At 44.0% G+C, this 17,055-nt stretch carries 17 protein-coding genes and 1 riboswitch; of the genes, 6 read left to right on the forward strand and 11 right to left on the reverse strand.

The genetic code is table 11. The features are described 5' to 3' along the window. Nucleotides 1-34: 34 nt before the first annotated feature. Complete coding sequence (locus OCV20_RS21945; protein WP_017068628.1) at nucleotides 35-433, reverse strand: OsmC family protein; 399 nt, start codon at nucleotides 431-433, stop codon at nucleotides 35-37. 201 nt (nucleotides 434-634) lie between these two features. Here OCV20_RS21945 and msrB point away from each other — a divergent pair, with 201 nt between their 5' ends. Beyond that, the gene (gene msrB, locus OCV20_RS21950; protein ID WP_086774418.1) at nucleotides 635-1,777 is read left to right on the forward strand and encodes a peptide-methionine (R)-S-oxide reductase MsrB; all 1,143 of its coding nucleotides are present in this window, start codon (nucleotides 635-637) and stop codon (nucleotides 1,775-1,777) included. Nucleotides 1,778-1,889: 112 nt separating this feature from the next. Here msrB and OCV20_RS21955 read toward each other — a convergent pair whose 3' ends face one another. Together OCV20_RS21955 and OCV20_RS21960 are read right to left on the reverse strand one after the other, a co-directional pair. Next, the gene (locus OCV20_RS21955) at nucleotides 1,890-3,257 is read right to left on the reverse strand and encodes a TrkH family potassium uptake protein (RefSeq protein WP_086774417.1); all 1,368 of its coding nucleotides are present in this window, start codon (nucleotides 3,255-3,257) and stop codon (nucleotides 1,890-1,892) included. Between the two features lie 19 nt (nucleotides 3,258-3,276). Beyond that, nucleotides 3,277-3,933 carry a potassium channel family protein gene (locus OCV20_RS21960; RefSeq protein WP_017065605.1) on the reverse strand — a complete coding sequence of 219 codons (657 nt, stop codon included), beginning with the start codon at nucleotides 3,931-3,933 and terminating at the stop codon, nucleotides 3,277-3,279. Between the two features lie 186 nt (nucleotides 3,934-4,119). Here OCV20_RS21960 and OCV20_RS21965 point away from each other — a divergent pair, with 186 nt between their 5' ends. The 3 genes from OCV20_RS21965 to OCV20_RS21975 all read left to right on the forward strand — a co-directional run bounded on the left by OCV20_RS21965 (nucleotide 4,120) and on the right by OCV20_RS21975 (nucleotide 8,353). Continuing rightward, nucleotides 4,120-5,253 (forward strand): mechanosensitive ion channel family protein, encoded by a 1,134-nt coding sequence (locus OCV20_RS21965; RefSeq protein WP_086774416.1) that lies wholly within the window; start codon nucleotides 4,120-4,122, stop codon nucleotides 5,251-5,253. Between the two features lie 124 nt (nucleotides 5,254-5,377). After that, on the forward strand, nucleotides 5,378-6,913 hold the full coding sequence (locus OCV20_RS21970; RefSeq protein ID WP_086774415.1) for a mannose-1-phosphate guanylyltransferase/mannose-6-phosphate isomerase: 1,536 nt from the start codon (nucleotides 5,378-5,380) through the stop codon (nucleotides 6,911-6,913). A 15-nt stretch (nucleotides 6,914-6,928) separates the two neighbouring features. After that, complete coding sequence (locus tag OCV20_RS21975) at nucleotides 6,929-8,353, forward strand: phosphohexomutase domain-containing protein (protein WP_086774414.1); 1,425 nt, start codon at nucleotides 6,929-6,931, stop codon at nucleotides 8,351-8,353. Nucleotides 8,354-8,465: 112 nt separating this feature from the next. Here the strand turns inward: OCV20_RS21975 and aroG are convergent, their stop codons facing one another. The 4 genes from aroG to OCV20_RS21995 form a co-directional block, all read right to left on the reverse strand. Next, the gene (aroG, locus tag OCV20_RS21980; protein ID WP_048612919.1) at nucleotides 8,466-9,518 is read right to left on the reverse strand and encodes a 3-deoxy-7-phosphoheptulonate synthase AroG; all 1,053 of its coding nucleotides are present in this window, start codon (nucleotides 9,516-9,518) and stop codon (nucleotides 8,466-8,468) included. Nucleotides 9,519-9,831: 313 nt separating this feature from the next. Further along, complete coding sequence (locus OCV20_RS21985; RefSeq protein WP_004730103.1) at nucleotides 9,832-10,047, reverse strand: DUF3820 family protein; 216 nt, start codon at nucleotides 10,045-10,047, stop codon at nucleotides 9,832-9,834. A 12-nt stretch (nucleotides 10,048-10,059) separates the two neighbouring features. Next, complete coding sequence (locus OCV20_RS21990; RefSeq protein WP_086774413.1) at nucleotides 10,060-10,731, reverse strand: DUF3313 domain-containing protein; 672 nt, start codon at nucleotides 10,729-10,731, stop codon at nucleotides 10,060-10,062. Between the two features lie 99 nt (nucleotides 10,732-10,830). Next, nucleotides 10,831-11,184: a hypothetical protein gene (locus OCV20_RS21995; protein ID WP_017061749.1), complete on the reverse strand. Its 354-nt coding sequence runs from the start codon at nucleotides 11,182-11,184 to the stop codon at nucleotides 10,831-10,833. Nucleotides 11,185-11,506: 322 nt separating this feature from the next. Continuing rightward, nucleotides 11,507-11,596, forward strand: a riboswitch (cyclic di-GMP riboswitch). Nucleotides 11,597-11,619: 23 nt separating this feature from the next. Between OCV20_RS21995 and gbpA the strand changes: the two genes are divergently transcribed. After that, nucleotides 11,620-13,134 (forward strand): N-acetylglucosamine-binding protein GbpA, encoded by a 1,515-nt coding sequence (gene gbpA / locus OCV20_RS22000; protein ID WP_086774412.1) that lies wholly within the window; start codon nucleotides 11,620-11,622, stop codon nucleotides 13,132-13,134. 110 nt (nucleotides 13,135-13,244) lie between these two features. Here gbpA and cyoE read toward each other — a convergent pair whose 3' ends face one another. The 4 genes from cyoE to OCV20_RS22020 form a co-directional block, all read right to left on the reverse strand. Beyond that, nucleotides 13,245-14,219 (reverse strand): heme o synthase, encoded by a 975-nt coding sequence (gene cyoE, locus OCV20_RS22005; RefSeq protein ID WP_086774411.1) that lies wholly within the window; start codon nucleotides 14,217-14,219, stop codon nucleotides 13,245-13,247. After that, entirely contained in the window at nucleotides 14,209-15,264 is a 1,056-nt protein-coding gene (locus OCV20_RS22010) for a COX15/CtaA family protein (protein WP_086774410.1), read from the reverse strand. Before OCV20_RS22010 ends, cyoE begins: the two co-directional genes overlap by 11 nt. Before the next feature lie 61 nt (nucleotides 15,265-15,325). Further along, a complete protein-coding gene (locus OCV20_RS22015; RefSeq protein WP_086774409.1) occupies nucleotides 15,326-15,934 on the reverse strand; it encodes a hypothetical protein in 609 nt (202 codons plus the stop codon). Nucleotides 15,935-15,988: 54 nt separating this feature from the next. After that, the gene (locus OCV20_RS22020; protein ID WP_086774408.1) at nucleotides 15,989-16,924 is read right to left on the reverse strand and encodes an SURF1 family protein; all 936 of its coding nucleotides are present in this window, start codon (nucleotides 16,922-16,924) and stop codon (nucleotides 15,989-15,991) included. On the opposite strand from OCV20_RS22020, the gene OCV20_RS22025 reads away from it, so the two are divergent. Continuing rightward, complete coding sequence (locus OCV20_RS22025; RefSeq protein WP_086774407.1) at nucleotides 16,818-17,048, forward strand: DUF2909 family protein; 231 nt, start codon at nucleotides 16,818-16,820, stop codon at nucleotides 17,046-17,048. The two genes, OCV20_RS22020 and OCV20_RS22025, sit on opposite strands and share 107 nt — an antisense overlap. The last annotated feature ends 7 nt before the right edge of the window (nucleotides 17,049-17,055 follow it).

The raw sequence follows: 17,055 nt of genomic DNA on the forward strand, positions 1-17,055 counted from the left end.
AAATAGCCTACCGCCAAGGTATACAATCAGAAGGCTAAACTATTTCCCAGCTGTGGGTCATCTCTACGCCAGCACCGAGCATCAGACATACTGAACAGTATTTCTCTAATGAATCCGCACAGACTTTAGCAACAAGCTCAGGATCAAGGTTATCACCCGATACTTCAAAATGAATATTAATCACGGTAAAGATTTTTGGTGCGGTTTCACGACGTGTTGTTTCAAGTTTTGCATTACAGCCTGTGATGTTCTGGCCTGCAGATTTCAAACCATCAACCACATCAACAGAGCTACAACCACCAGCCGCCATTAACACCATTTCCATCGGGCTTGGCGCAGTTGCACCACCACTTCCATCCATCACGACAGAGTGACCTGATTGAGATTGACCTAGGAATTTAAAGCCTTCGACCCATTTAACTTCTGCTTGCATACTGTTCCTTAGATGACCGATAACCGCCATCACTGTCTATTATTTATTGTTAGTACCGACACCCTACTACTGGCGGCATTTATGAGCAAGATTTTCTCAATGACATATTTTTTTCATGAATGATGCAATTTTTTCCATCTAAAACCTGTCTCTATTCGTACATTCAAAATCGAATGAGAAGAACGTCAAGATGAGGTATCTATGAATAAATTATCTAAAATATTGGTATCACTCGTGGTTGCGCTACCACTGATTTCGCTGTTTGTAAGCCAGACTGGCACTGCCAATACAATGGATAAAACAGCTAATTCAGGTAAAAGTGAAATCGCGACACTGGCTGGTGGTTGTTTTTGGTGTACAGAATCCGACCTAGAAAAGCTGACAGGCGTCACCGACGTTATCTCTGGGTACTCTGGTGGTGAACTAGAAAACCCAACCTACAAACAAGTATCCTCAGGAAAGTCTGGTCACATCGAAGTGATCAACGTGACTTACAACCCTGATGTTGTTAGCTATGAACAGGTTCTTGACCAATTCTTCAGACACATCGACCCAACCGATGACAAAGGCTCTTTTGTAGACCGAGGCCGTCATTATCGACCAGCTATTTTCTATCATAACCAAGCACAAAAAGATGTTGCTCAGAACTTCATGATGGAGATCGACAAAGCTAATATCTTTGGTGAACCACTAAAAACTGAACTGATTGAATTTGAAAAATTCTGGCCAGCGGAAGACTATCACCAAGACTATTACAAGAAGAGTAAAGTTCGTTATAACTACTACCGCTATGCTTCTGGCCGCGATCAGTACCTAGATAAGATCTTCGGTGACGATAGAAAAGAGAATCCACAAACTATCCGTCAGATCATCGACAGAAAAAATGCGACAGCTAACGCTAAGACCTACGTCAAGCCGTCTGATGCAGAGATCAAAGCGATGCTAACTTCACTGCAGTACGATGTAACACAAGACGATGCAACAGAGCGCCCGTTTGACAACAAGTACTGGGATAACAAGCAAGAAGGTATTTACGTTGATATCGTAACTGGGGAACCACTGTTCTCTTCAAAAGACAAATACAAATCAGGTACAGGTTGGCCGAGCTTTACACAGCCAATCAGCGAGGCTTATGTAGTCACAACTACTGACTACAAACTGCTTTACCCAAGAACAGAGGTTCGCAGCAAGTTTGGCGATTCTCACCTGGGACATGTATTTAAAGATGGTCCAAAACCAACAGGGTTACGTTACTGCATGAACTCAGCCGCAATGCGCTTTATCCCAGCGGATAAATTAGCAGAAGAAGGCTATGAGGAATACGTTGAGATGTTTAAGGGCTAAGCATTCAGCAATTAACGATCAGCCTATGACAACAAAGCCAGCATATCGCTGGCTTTATTTTTATTTACAGAGCTTCATTTACAGAGCTTTATTTATTAGCCTGTTCATCTTATTAACCCGTTAACACCGTGTCTTCTGGGTATTTCAACAAGGAAGGTTCTGGGCGAGCTAACATATAAGCCAAGGTCAGGGGGCCGATGCGTCCAATCACCATAACGACAATCATGATGTATTTACCTGTCTCAGTCAGGTTCGCGGTTAAGCCAGCCGTTAAGCCAACCGTTGCAAAGGCTGAAATCACCTCAAACATGACTCGATCAAACGCTGCCTTTTCAGTAAGCATTAACAAAAACATCGCGGTGGTTAATAACGCCCCACTTACCACAATAATGGCCAATGACTTTGTTACCGCTTGCCAAGTTACGGTTCGCTTAAACATCACTACATGCTTTTTCTGACGGAGGAACGTCCACGTTGCGACAAAGGCGACGGCAAAGGTCGAAACCTTAATACCACCACCCGTTGAGGTAGAACCGGCACCAATCAACATCAGTACAATCATCACCAATAATGCAGGCTGAGTGTACTGGGACAAATCCACACTATTAAAGCCAGCAGTACGAGCACTTGCCGACTGAAAAAATGCGGCTAGCCACTTTCCTTGAGTCGATAACCCTTCCATGGTTGCTGAGTTATTTCTTTCCAACAGCCAGAACAATACCGTACCTACCAACAATAGAGTCGGAGTGGCGGTTAGCATAATCTTGGTGTGTAAATGAAGATGTCGAAAACCTTTACGCCAGTTACTCGATAGGTCGCCGACGACTGTGAAGCCTAGCCCACCGAAAATAAACAAGCCAGCTAAGGTGAAGATCACCAATGGATCATCAACAAAACTCATCATACTGTCTGAAAACAGTGCGAAACCTGCGTTATTGAATGCTGATATCGCATGAAAAAGTGCATAAAAGCTACCCGTTGACCATCCCATCTCAGGCACCCAGCGGAAACAGAGCAATACAAAACCGATAAATTCAGCCACTAATGCAAAGATGATGATCTTCTTAACTAATTTGCGAAGGTTAATCTTACGATCTTGGCCAAGCGCTTCTTTCGCTAGTGCTTGTTGTTTAAGGCTTAACCGAACACCGAACATGTAAAGTAGTACCGCAGATAGAGTCATCTGCCCTAACCCGCCGACTTGCATCAAGAACATCAGTAAGATTTTACCCGCCAAGGTGAAATGCTCACCGGTATCGACAACACCTAATCCTGTCACACTGATCGCCGAGGTTGCTGTAAACAGTGCATCCGTAAAGCTTAGGCCTGTCACGGAGAATACAGGCATCGTCAACAATATTGCAGAGGGGATAAGCACGCCTAAGAAACTCGTAAGGATAATCTTAGGTTCAGAGCCTTTACGTGGCTTTTTATCACTCTTAAGCGTGTAGAAAGTACCTTTTCGTTTTAACGAATTCATACTGTTACCTTATTGCCAATTACCAATTGCGTAGCTTTCTAGATAAGGTCTCTTTCGGCCCAGCGATGATCACCACATCCCCAATTTCTAAACTCACATCCAGTTCTGGTGCTTTAGTTAGGTTCGGTCCTCGTTTGAAGCCAAGTACCTCAACACCATTTTCTTTACACAGCTTAAGGTCGCCAAGTTTCTTACCCAACAAATTAGAACCAATAACAATCTCCGTCATCGCTAAACCGCTGCCAAGATCGATAAACTCAAGAACGCGTCTATCCAACATTTTACGCGCAACACGAATACCCATATCTCGTTCAGGCATGATGATATGGTCGGCACCAATCTTGGAGAGAATCTTGCCGTGAAACTTATCGTTCGCCTTTACCCAAACAGCTTTTGCGCCTGATTCTTTGACCACTAGCGTAGTAAGAATACTGGAGTTAACATCAGAGCCAATCGACACCATCACCATGTCGTAATCGTCGAGTCTTAACTCTTTAACTGTCTCCTCGCTTGTACAGTTCGCAACAATCGCTTGTGAAACAAAAGCCGCCGCTTCTTTCACTCGCTCTTCATCAATATCGACGGCGAGTACCTGTGCGCCTGAACTTTGTAGCTCTTTGCAAACAGATAAACCAAATCGCCCTAAACCGATAACTGCATATTGTTTGTCGCTCATTTGAAATCCTGTTTAGAAATTTTAATTACACGGGATAGCCAAACCTACATTAGTTTCTATCTCAAAAAAAGTTAGTTCTGCAAGAATAAGGTTATACTATTGTCATAATCGCTTGATTTATAAAGGTAGAGAACAACTCGAGTTTCTGCTAATTTCCAATTCATAATTTCTGCGGCAGCACACACAATGAATGAATTCATAACCCAAGTACAAACCTACATCAACCAGAGCCATAGTGATTGGGCAAACAGCGTCCTATTCATCACTATTGCGAGTTTTCTCGCTTGGGTAGCTTGGCGAATTATCCATAATCGCTTAGAAATTCTGGTTCAAAAAACCCCATTTCACTGGGACGATCTACTGCTAGAAGCACTAAAAACCCCTGTCAGCACGTTACTTTGGTGTTGGCCTGCTACAGTATCTGTCGGGCTAATCCTTCAAGACCAGTTTGGCAATGAAATCAACTGGTTAAAAACGCTTAAACACATATTGATTATCTGTACCTTCGTTTGGTTTACGTTACGAATGATCACTAACACTGAAGCGTATGTCTTAGAGCAAAAAACCAGAGACGAAACCACAGTGCAAGCTATAGCGAAAGTCGCTCGCTTGTTCTTTATGGTGATGGGCGGCCTAACCATCATGCAGGCGTTTGGGCTCAGTCTTTCCGGTTTACTTACCTTTGGTGGTGTTGGTGGCTTGATCGTCGGTTTAGCGGCTAAAGACTTACTGTCGAACTTCTTCGGTGGCATGATGATTTACTTCGATCGCCCTTTTAAAGTCGGCGACTGGATACGCTCTCCCGATCGTCAAATCGAAGGCACTGTCGAACGCATAGGCTGGCGTATGACCATCATTCGCACCTTTGATAAGCGTCCTTTGTACGTGCCGAATTCGGTGTTCAGTAACATTGTGGTCGAGAACCCATCAAGAATGTTGAACCGCAGGATCAATGAGACTTTTGGTCTGCGTTACCAAGATGCAAACAAACTGGCTCTGATTGTGGATGACGTAAAAGCCATGCTTGAAACGCACCCTGACATTGATGCCAAACAGACGCTGATCGTTAACTTTGATAAGTTTGGGCCATCAACGCTCAACTTCTTTATCTACACCTTCACAAAAACAGTCAACTGGGTGAGATACCACGAAGTTAAACAAGATGTCCTGTTGCAAGTGTTAGCGATTATTCATAAGCACAATGCAGATATCGCCTTCCCAACACAAACACTCAAAATCGATCCTCAGGGCTTTGGTGAAACTCATGCTTTTGGTGAAGATCAAAGTATGATCACTTCCGCCCCAGAAGGTCATCAATAACCAAGCCCCTATTGGTTGACGTGAAGTAAGTTGGTTAATGATAAGTAAACTGGTTATCGATAAATAAACAGCGTGAAGCGTGGTAACATGGCGCAAGTATTCAAATGCACCTAATTACCACGCTATGATTTTACCTGTCATTCTAGCCGGCGGCTCCGGAAGTCGTCTCTGGCCACTGTCTCGCGAGCTTTACCCTAAGCAATTTCTCAATATTGCCGGTGAGCAGTCAATGCTTCAGCAAACGCTTCAACGCCTGCAAGGTCTTGAAGAGCACTTGATGGATAGTAAATGCGATGCCCCATTCATTATCTGTAATGAAGAGCATCGCTTTATTGCCGCTGAACAAGCTCGATCAGCTAACATTCAACATAGTGGTATTCTGCTAGAGCCAGTCGGTAGAAATACAGCCCCAGCTATTGCGCTTGCCGCCCTAAAGACTTTAAGTAAACCAGCGCTTAATGAACAAAGCACATCCGACCCTATCTTGTTAGTGCTGGCTGCTGATCATCACATCGCGAAAACCTCTGAATTCCAACAAGCGATTAGTCGTGGTGTTGATTATGCAAAACAAGGCAAACTGGTAACATTCGGCATAACACCTGACGCCCCAGAGACTGGTTATGGCTATATCAAGCAGGGAGAGCCTCTTTCCTCCAGTGTTCAAACTGATACTAATGGGACAGAGCAGCCACTCAATCATGCCTACGCCATAGAGTGTTTTGTAGAAAAGCCAAATACCGCAACAGCAGAAGAGTTCATCCGCTCAGAACAATACTTATGGAACAGTGGCATGTTCATGTTTAAGGCATCACGCTATGTTGAAGAACTCGCCGAACACCACCCTGAGATATTAGCGGCTTGTAAACTCGCTCTTGCAAAGCAAAATACCGACCTCGACTTTATCCGTATAGACGCTGAAGCATTCAAAAGCAGTCCGAGTGATTCTATCGATTATGCCGTGATGGAGAAGACCTCACACGCCGCAGTGATCCCGATGGATGTCGGTTGGAACGACATTGGCTCATGGTCTGCTATTTGGGATGTAAGTGAAAAAGATGAGCACAATAACGTCATTGAAGGTGATGTGTTGACCGTCGACTCTCAACACAACTACATCCATGCTGAAAATAAGCTGGTTGCTACGGTAGGCGTCGATAACCTGATTATTGTCGAAACCAAAGACGCTATATTGGTTGCGAATAAAGACAAGGTTCAGGGTGTTAAATCGATTGTCAGCCAGCTGAATCAAGCAGATCGCACAGAACATGTTCATCACCGCGAAGTGTTTAGACCTTGGGGTAAATACGATGTAATCGATCTAGGCAAACGCGACAAAGTTAAACGTATCACCGTAAAACCCGGTCACAAGTTGTCGTTACAAATGCACCACCATAGAGCGGAACATTGGGTAGTCGTGGCGGGTACTGCGAAAGTGACCAACGATGAAAAAACCTATCTGGTTAAAGAAGATCAATCCACTTACATCCCTTTAGGCCATATTCACTGCCTAGAGAACCCAGGGGTTCTCCCACTCGAGATGATAGAAGTGCAAACAGGCAGTCATTTAAGTGAAGACGACATCATTCGATATCAAGACAGCTATGGGCGAGACGTGCGCAAGCAACAAGTCCACTCATCAAAGCACAACCAAACGAAATAAAACAGCGACAAATCGATGAAACCAACATTAGACCTGAGCTGCTTTAAGAACAACGATATCCGCGGCGTCATTGGTAAACAAATCAATGAGCCACTCGCCTACCTGCTCGGTAAGGCATTTGGCGAATACGTTCTATCCGCTACGCCTGAAACCCCATTCGATGGCTTGGCGCAGGTAGTGATTGGTCGTGATAACCGCGAAACGTCCCTGTCATTACAAGAAGCCATGACCAAAGGCTTGATCGAGTCAGGGATTACCGTAATTGATCTAGGTATGACTGGCACTGAAGAGGTCTACTTTGCGACTCGTCACCTAAAAGCGATTGGCGGAATACAAATTACAGCTAGCCACAACCCAATCAATTACAACGGCATGAAATTGGTCGGTGTAGACGCTAGCCCTATCAGTAAAAACAGTGGTTTAGATGAAATCAAACGACGCATTGAAGAACTTAATCAAGAGCTGAACTGCAATTTACCGTTCGTTCATGCACAACCAAGTAATTCTCGTAGATCGACCAGTATTCTCGCCACTTATGTAGACCACCTACTCTCGTACATAACCCCATCAAAGCTGTCATCGATGAAGATTGTGGTTAATGCTGGGAACGGTGTTGCAGGGCATGTTATCGATGATTTAGAGAAGCGATTCAACGAACTCAATGCTCCAATCACATTCATCAAGGTTCATCACTCTCCAGATGGAAAGTTCCCAAACGGTATTCCAAACCCCTTAATCAAAGAAAACCAGATTGCGACACGCGATGCCGTCTTGGCACACTCCGCAGCTCTTGGCATCGCATGGGATGGAGACTTCGACCGATGCTTTTTCTTTGATGAGAAAGGCAATTACATCGAGGGTTATTACATTGTCGGGTTGCTTGCTGAAGCATTCTTGGTCAAACAACCTAACGCGACTGTATTGCACGATATGCGCATGACATGGAACACGATTGAAGTCGCTAACACGCATGGTGGAAAAGCGATTGGAATTAAAGCGGGGCACGCACTTATTAAAGAGAAGATGCGTGAAAAAAATGCCGTCTATGGGGGCGAAATGAGTGCGCACCATTATTTTCGTGATTTTGGATATTGCGATTCAGGCATGATTCCTTGGCTATTGGTTATCGAACTAATGTCGAAAACTCAACAATCGCTTCACCAATTGACGAGTACCAGTATAGATAGATTCCCCTCTTCCGGGGAGATCAATCGAAGAGTATCAGACCCAAAGCAGGTCATGGCTTGCGTGTTATCGCACTACCGAGATAATGCCTTTGAGATCGATCACACAGACGGGATCAGCGTCAATATGGGCACATGGCGCTTCAACTTAAGAAAGTCCAATACCGAGCCATTAATACGCCTCAACGTGGAAACCAAGCAAGATAGAACTTTACTGTCACTCAAAGTCGACGAGTTACTGTCTTTTCTCATTTAAGAATACTGATACTTTCAGTTTATAACTAAGAATTACAAAAAAGCCCTTACTAGCTGTTGCTAATAAGGGCTTTGAATTTTCAGCCGCTTAGTGACTGGTTGTAATAATTAGATTACTTGTTACGGCGAGCTTCAACAGCGCCTGCCAGTTGGCGAAGTACTGTTTCAGTATCTTCCCAACCAATACATGCATCAGTCACAGATTGACCGTAAGTTGCAGCTTTGCCGTCAACCAAGTCTTGGCGACCTTCAACAAGGTGAGATTCAATCATCACACCAAAGATAGCTTTGTCGCCACCAGAGATTTGTGCGCTTACGTCATCAGATACGTTCATTTGACGCTTAAACTGCTTAGAGCTGTTTGCGTGGCTGAAATCGATCATCACTTTTTGTGGAAGACCTGAAGCTGCTAGCTCTTCTTTAATCTTACCAACGTGTTCTGCGCTGTAGTTTGGCTCTTTACCACCACGTAGGATGATATGACAATCAGGGTTACCTGCTGTTTCAACGATAGCTGAGTGACCGTACTTAGTTACCGATAAGAAGTGGTGAGAAGCGCTAGCAGAGCGAATAGCATCTGTTGCAATCTTGATGTTGCCATCAGTACCATTCTTAAATCCAACTGGGCAAGATAGGCCAGAAGCCAGTTCGCGGTGAACTTGAGATTCTGTAGTACGTGCGCCGATTGCACCCCAGCTGATTAGGTCAGCAACGTATTGAGGCGTGATCATATCTAGGAATTCGCTTGCCGTCGGCATGCCCATGTCAGTTAGATCCAGCAGTAACTTACGACCTAGACGAAGACCATCATTTAACTTGAACGTATCGTTCATGTAGGGGTCATTAATTAGACCTTTCCAACCAACAGTTGTACGTGGCTTTTCAAAGTAAACACGCATTACGATTTCAAGGTTATCACCAAGTTCGTCGCGCAACACTTTCAAACGTTTACCGTACTCAAGAGCAGCTTCTGTGTCATGAATAGAACATGGACCTACAATAACAAGCAAACGGTCATCGCTCTCTTCTAAAATATTGTGGATCGCTTTGCGGCTTTCAAAGGTTGTAGAAGAAGCAACTTCTGTCGCTGGAAACTTTTCTAAAACAGCAACAGGGGGTAATAACTCTTTTACTTTGTTAATTCTTACATCATCAGTCTGGAACATTGCTTACTTCTTCCTTTTTTCTATCCTTGAGCTGAATGTACGTTGTCTCACGTCACTTTCTATCAGCACTAATCTTCTTGTTCCCTGTAACTTAACTAGTAAAAACTCTAGTTTCAATCACTAATTAAAAATAAACGCAATTTTTTTTGTGTTTTATATTTAAAACACCCTGTATACCATTATTTACACACTATCGATTGCGTATTTTATAGGAAGGTAAGAAGATCCATCCTTCAAGCTTCATCATGCATGTAAAATTGTGTCGAACTTAAAAACACAAAAGCTCACGTGATCAGCGTGAGCTTTTATTTAATTACATTCTTTTCAATGGTTTGACGACACTATCAAGTCCTTCAATCTTCAGAGCAAGACACAGTTTTAATAAATCGCCTAGTTCACCAGACGGGAATCCCTTTTTATCGAACCAAAGCAAATATTCTTCAGGTAAGTCAATCAGTGTACGACCCGCGTACTTTCCAAATGGCATCTGCATTCGAGCCAACTTAATCAGGTTCTCTTTCTCTAGCATTATTCGCTCTTTCTATGCGTCATCTATGTTGTGTAGAGTATCACCTAAACGTTCAACCCAATAGTTGATCGCGTCTTTGGCATCATCCAGCGAATCAATCATGGTTGAAAAGTCTTTATTACCCGCTTCACGATCGATGGCTGCAAACAGTGGTGTGCCCTCTTGAGCATCACTGACCAATAACTCTACACTCGCACTCCCAACATTGGTGTGCTCACCAGTTGTCACCTTAGAAATGGTTGACATCGCAAGGCCAAACGGCAGAACGCTGCTCGTTACAGCTAAGATCGGATTAGGCGTTTCAACGTTACTCAGAGCGATACTCAAGCGGAGCGTTTTTCCTGTCGGTTCATCGACAATCGTTTTATGAGGCGATATTTTCTCTTCCAAGCGTTCAACCATGTGCTCAGTGAGTTCCTGAATCTCTTCCTGATCCAACGAACCTTCTTCTGTTAAAACAAAAATTTGGTCGATCACTACAGAGTCGTAATCATCTAACTTGGATTTCAAACGCTGTGCGTCACGTAGCCCAACCCTTGCCCAAACCAAGTCGACGCCTCCGTCAGGCCCAGCCTGAAAATCTTCGTAGCTGGTAAATTTAGTAGCGGTTCTAATTGGGCCGCCTGCACAACCAAACAAGAAAATGCTGGTTGCAACAAGCAAAAGGACTTTTAAAGAGTTCATAACGCACTTAGCTAAAATTAAGGAATCTAACTAAGTATGCCATACCCTATGTGAAAAGGTTGTAGAAAAAGGGGGTAAAATTCAGAGCTAACTCTAAAATTAATCATGTTGAACAGTGTGTGCGTACTCTACAATTACCTGATTTCCTTCAATATAAGCATTTTGGATCTCACCATCAACACTCATTCTACTTTTCAGGTAGACCACTTTAGGCCCCGATTCATTACCCTCTTTTAGCGAAGGGAATACATTCCTTGGTTCCAAATGAAGTAAACGACAAAAGTGACTAATGAAAGACATGGTTAATGGCGTCTCCCCTCTTAGCACTCTTGAGAAATCAAGCTGGTTCATGCCTAACTTTTTTGAAAACTCCATCTGCGTAATTCGCATTCTCGATTTTTGTGACATCCACGTTTGATACAACGCGTCTCTGTCTAGTTCTGTGAATTCCATACCGACTCCTTTATATAATTCATACCAATCAATTGTCCGGTTTTTCATACATGGCGTGTCAGGGTTCGGTTAGTGGAAACCAAAGGTTTGGTTTTGATATGCGCTCAATTGTTATCCAAAGCAAAAATCAAAAGACAAAACCATTCACAAAAACAATTAGAGCAAATACTTTCTTAATTTATTTCAATCACTTATAGGTGAGCAAAGAATACATTTAGCAAGTTAATTTGTGACAAGAATTAAAAGTTCGAGATTAGCATTCCACATTTCAATCTATTCATTCGCATTTATAAAACGCGTTGACTACATTTCGCTTGCTTAAACGCACTTCTGGCAAACTATTTGAAAGAATAGGACGCAAAGCCACCGATCTGTCGACAATTATTCTATCTATGATAGCGGAGCTGCCACTTAATAGGATTTAAGTGCAAATGCGTGCCGGAGTGTTCTCTTTTTTGTCGGCCAAATACAGTAAGGACAAATAATGAAACAACTCCCAAAAAATCACTCATCGCTCTGTCGCTACTAAGCGTTAGTGGTGCAAGCTTCGGTCACGGTTATGTCTCGGCATACAATAATGGCGTCGCTGAAAGCCGTGTAGCGCTGTGTAAGTTCCCTGCGAGTGATACACAAGAGAAGAACACTAACTGTGGTGGTATTCAATACGAACCGCAAAGTGTCGAAGGTCCTGAAGGCTTCCCAGAGGTTGGCCCTGCAGATGGAAAAATCGCGAGTGCGCAATCTTCTTTAGCGGCTGCGCTAGACGAGCAAACGGCAGACCGTTGGGTTAAACGCCCTATCCAATCTGGCTCTCAATACTTTGAGTGGACATTCACAGCAAACCACGTGACTCACGATTGGAAATACTACATTACAAAAGCAGACTGGAATCCAAACCAGCCTTTGGCTCGCAGTTCTTTTGATCTAACCCCATTCTGTGTGGTCGAAGGCAATATGGAACAGCCACCAATGCAAGTAAGCCACTTGTGTAATGTCCCTGAGCGTGAAGGCTACCAAGTGATTCTTGCTGTTTGGGATGTGGGTGATACTGCAATGGCTTTCTACAACGTTATTGATGTGAAATTTGATGGCGATGGTCCGATCATTCCTGATTGGGATCAAGGTGGTCAAATCAACCCAACTCGCGACCTAAACATCGGTGATGCAGTTTACACTCGTGTCTTTGACCAATCTGGTGAGAACGCTTCATACAGCACAGAGCTAGTGATTGAGAACAACGAGCAAGGTAAAGCGAATAACTGGTCTTATGCATTGGCATCAAAGATCAACCAAGAGCAGACGCAAATCAAAGCGGGTCAATTGAATGACCAAGGTGATTTCGCTCCTGTATACGGCTCAAACCCGGTTTACTTAAAAGCAGGTTCAGGCTTTAAGAGCGTAGAGATCGGCTACAAGATTGATACTCCAGAGCCAGAGCATGAAGTTGAAGTAACAGGTTTAGAGTCAGAGTACATTATCGACGAGAATCAACCGACTCAACTTGATCTTACTCTAGCGGCAACGGGCGACGTTCAAGCAGAGCTCACGGTATACAACCACCATCGTGAAGCACTGGCGTCTCAGAAATCTGAACTTAAAGACGGACAAGTTGAAGATGTTCAATTGACTCTGTCTAAATCTGAAGCTGGCCACCACATGCTTGTAGTTGTGACCAAAGATGACCAAGGTAACTTAGTGGATCAGAACACGCTTGATTTCCACCTGATGGACGAGCAAACACCGCCACCAGCGGGCGATTACGACTTCGTATTCCCTGAAAGCATTGAGTCTTACACCGCGGGCACGAAAGTACTAAGCAGCGATGGTAGTGTTTATCAGTGTAAAGAGTTCCCATACTCTGGTTACTGTGTTCAATGGGCACCAACGGCAACTCAATACGAACCTGGCGTAGGTTCACACTGGCAAGATGCTTGGAACAAAGTGGACTAATTATTAGTAAGGTACTTACTTTCAAGTACGTAAGCTTGTGTAATTAGCCAAACAAAAACGGATGCCCAGAGCATCCGTTTTCTTATTCAGCAACAGCGGAAATGCGGTTATCAAAGTAGATAATGGTCTGCCAACAAAGCGACAAACAAGATCATGAGATGATAGATTGAGAACTTAAAGGTCTTCATCGCCATGTTCGGCTCATCGCGATACTTCAATACCCAGGCATGATAAACAAACCCACCGTTGAGCAGCAAAGACGCGCTCAGGTATATCCAACTGCTCATTCCAACCAATACTGGCAGCACACACACGATGCTCAGCAACAGTGTATACAGCAGAATTGAAGTCTTGGTGTAAGTTATCCCATGTGTCACAGGCAACATCGGGATATCTACCTTGGCATATTCGTCACGACGATGAATCGCAAGTGCCCAAAAGTGAGGAGGTGTCCAAATGAAGATGATCATCACCAACAACCAAGCGTTTGAATGCAGCTCGTTGGTGACTGCCGTCCAGCCCAATAGCGGAGGCATAGCGCCTGCGATCCCTGCAATTACGATGTTCTGTGGCGTCGCTCGCTTCAAGTACATGGTATAAATGACCGCGTAGCCCAATAAGCTTGCAAAGGTTAACCAAGCAGTGAGTTGATTGACCCACACCACTAACGTAGCAAACCCAAGTAAGCCGATACCTGCTGCAAAGCTGAATACGCGCACACTGCTGAGCTCACCGGATGGTAAAGGACGTCGATTTGTTCGAGTCATCTGGCCGTCGATCTTTTTATCGATCAAATGGTTAAACGCAGCCGCCGAACCTGCCATTAACCCTATCCCAATCATTCCGAACAGAGTTTGTTGCAAAGGCAACCCATTCGGCATGGCCAAACACATCCCAACCAATGCCGTAAGCAACATTAAAGCCACCACTTTAGGCTTGGTCAGCGTTAAATAAACTTTCCAAGTGGCTTTGTTTTTTACAGCCATTTCGTTACTTAACGCTATGTCATTGTTGGCTGTTATCTTATGGGTTAAGGCTGCGTCTTGAGCCACCACTTCATACTCTGTTGACGTTCTACTGACCATGATTACCTCCTTGTAATACACTGTTCTTCACCAAGCTCTCACTCGGTTTGCGTTGCCACACCACAAAATTGGTTACAACCATGCTGATGAGCAACATTGCTGCGACTAGGTTATGCAAAACCGCAACTGAGATTGGCAGGTGAAACCATACATTACTGATCCCAAGGCTGATTTGAGTAAACAACACTATTGCCACAATCACGCTCAGCTTTTGGTGAGGTGCTTGGCCAAACTTCCATAACTGGTACACGACCATCAGCACCGTTAATGTCGCCACAATAGCCCCGAACCTGTGCATGACATGGATGGTGAGCCTCGCGGGATACTCCAACACGCCAAACTCATAGTTATCGTGTCCATGTTGAGCAAAATCGAACGCATTTTTGAAATCGAGGTAGCTCATCCAGTTACCTTCACAAATAGGCAGTTGGGTACACACCAAAGCGGCATAGTTTGACGATGTCCAACCACCAAGCAGTATCTGCCCAACCACAATGAGTAACCCAAAGAGCGCCCAAGCTTTAAGTGTTGGAGAATAAGAAGCCTCGCCAAAACGGCTTTGGAATTGAGACAAACGACAGTAGAGCAGACACAACAGTGACAGCAACGTGAAGCCCCCCATCAAATGCGCCATAACCACAACGGGCATCAACTTAAGAGTCACCGTCCACATTCCAAGCAAAGCCTGAAAAATCACAGTAGCCGAGATAAGTAATGGAAGACCAACTGGTGTGATGTTCTTTTTAATACACCAAGCTACAACGACAAAGATGAGCAGCCCTAATGTTCCTGCAAAGTAGCGATGTATCATCTCTATCCAAGCTTTATCTGCTTCAAGAGCTCGCTCAGGGAATTGCAGATTGGCTTGATTCACCGCTTGGGCATCAGAAGGAACGGTGATCTTCCCATAACACCCCGGCCAATCAGGACAGCCAAGGCCAGCATCAGACAAACGTGTATAAGCGCCGAGAACAATCACGGTAAGGGTTAACAAGATAGTTAATCTCATCACGAGCATCAGTAAATCAGGGGCTTTATTCTGCATCACTTATCTCCCTATACTTATTCCCTTTTCGCTACTTAAGCTCAAGCATTCGCGCCATCAACTAGCCAACTCGGGATAGCTTAAGTAGCTTTCTTAAATCATGAATCATGCCTTTGGATTGCCCGACTAACTGCGACGGTTCCGACACGCTTATGTACTCCATAACCAACTGTCCTAGCGGGTCAATAATGATAATAGAAGCCGGCGCAAACTCGGAACTTAACTGATCACCACCAGCTAACAAAGACAGATCCGGCTTATCGAACGAACCCGATAACGAGTTACCCTCAGATACAAAAACAACAGCGGTCACTCGCTCTTTGTTTTTCCCTAACGCTAAATAACTTTGATTCAAATAATGAAGCTGTTGTTCACACAAGCTTTCGCACTCCATCGGTGCGATATAACCCACAACCCAACCCTCTCCAGCCATGGGTAACGTTACGCCGAAATCCGCTAGTGTGGTTCTTGGTTCGACCAATTCACCCGAGTTAGTGACACCTGAGGTGTACCAATTCTGATCCAAAACGGTTTTGGCAATAATCGCAGGCAAAGCGAAAATCAAAACTAATCCGATTAATACCAGACGCCCCTTAGTTCGGCGACTTTTAAGCTCGGCCATGTTTGCATCGGTACTTTCCCTGCTGATTTGTACTTGAGATTTATCCATCTTTCTTCCTTGTTATAGGCGCTGCCTTTAAGTCGCTATTTAAACTTCAAGTGCCTACTTCTTATTCATGTGGCTATTTTTCTTAAAATATCGGAACCCAATCAACAACATCAAAAACAGAAGTACAGCAGCCATTACAAACCATTGAAACGAGTAACCAAAGTGCTTCTCAGACTTCATTGCCGTCGGTCGCCATAACAACTCATAAGGCCACGAATCTAAGCTCTGGGGTTGGAAGACAAAGGGCAGCACTTCTTGTCCTGTATACTGTGATAACGCTGCTATGTTTAGGTTTTGGATTCTATTCGGTGTCGTATTTTCTAAACCCAACTCATGACTTAAAGGGTTAACTGAGCGTGTATACAAGCGCCCTGACATTTTGGTTGGTACAGTGATACTTCCTAGTTGCGGTAGTTCTCTTCTGTCATTACTTGCCGGAACAAACCCAAGATCGATCAACAACTGTTTTTTAGCTACTAAGACATTGTTTTCATCTTCAAGACGAACCTTACCCAACATGTAAATCACATACCCTACCGTTCCTTGGTTTATCTGGTTGTCTAACAAGAGCATCAAACCACTCGTATTGACTAATTCAACATCAGCCTTTAACCCGTTTAAGGTTTGAGGATTTAATGACTCTTGGCCAGATAAACCCAGCTCTCGCATCTCAGAAATAACGACACCTAAAGGTTGTGACGATAGCTGTGCTCTATCAGCTAATTGCTGTTCATAACGTAATTTCTCGTTACCACGATCGAGTTGCCACAAACCTAACTTGATTAAAGCGCCGACTGAAACCACAGTTAAAACAACCGCTATCCAAAAACCTTTACTGCGGAACTTGTGTTCATCATAAATCAATCGGTTTGGAGTTATCACTATGGCGTCATCTACCTTTGTTCTGTTATTTAAAGTCGTATTGGTCGCTTTGTTGTTTTTTATCGCTTTCAATTTGATGAAAGGCCTAATCCAAATCGCCTCGGGCAAGCACGATGGAAAAAGGCTCAGTCACTTCTTGGGGCGTCGTGTCATGTGGTCAGCCGTTGTCGTGCTACTTTTATTACTTGCTTTGGGATCAGGAGTGATAACTCCCAACCCTCGCCCCTATTAATCCCCTA

Source organism: Vibrio coralliirubri, assembly GCF_024347375.1.
Taxonomy (GTDB): domain Bacteria; phylum Pseudomonadota; class Gammaproteobacteria; order Enterobacterales; family Vibrionaceae; genus Vibrio; species Vibrio coralliirubri.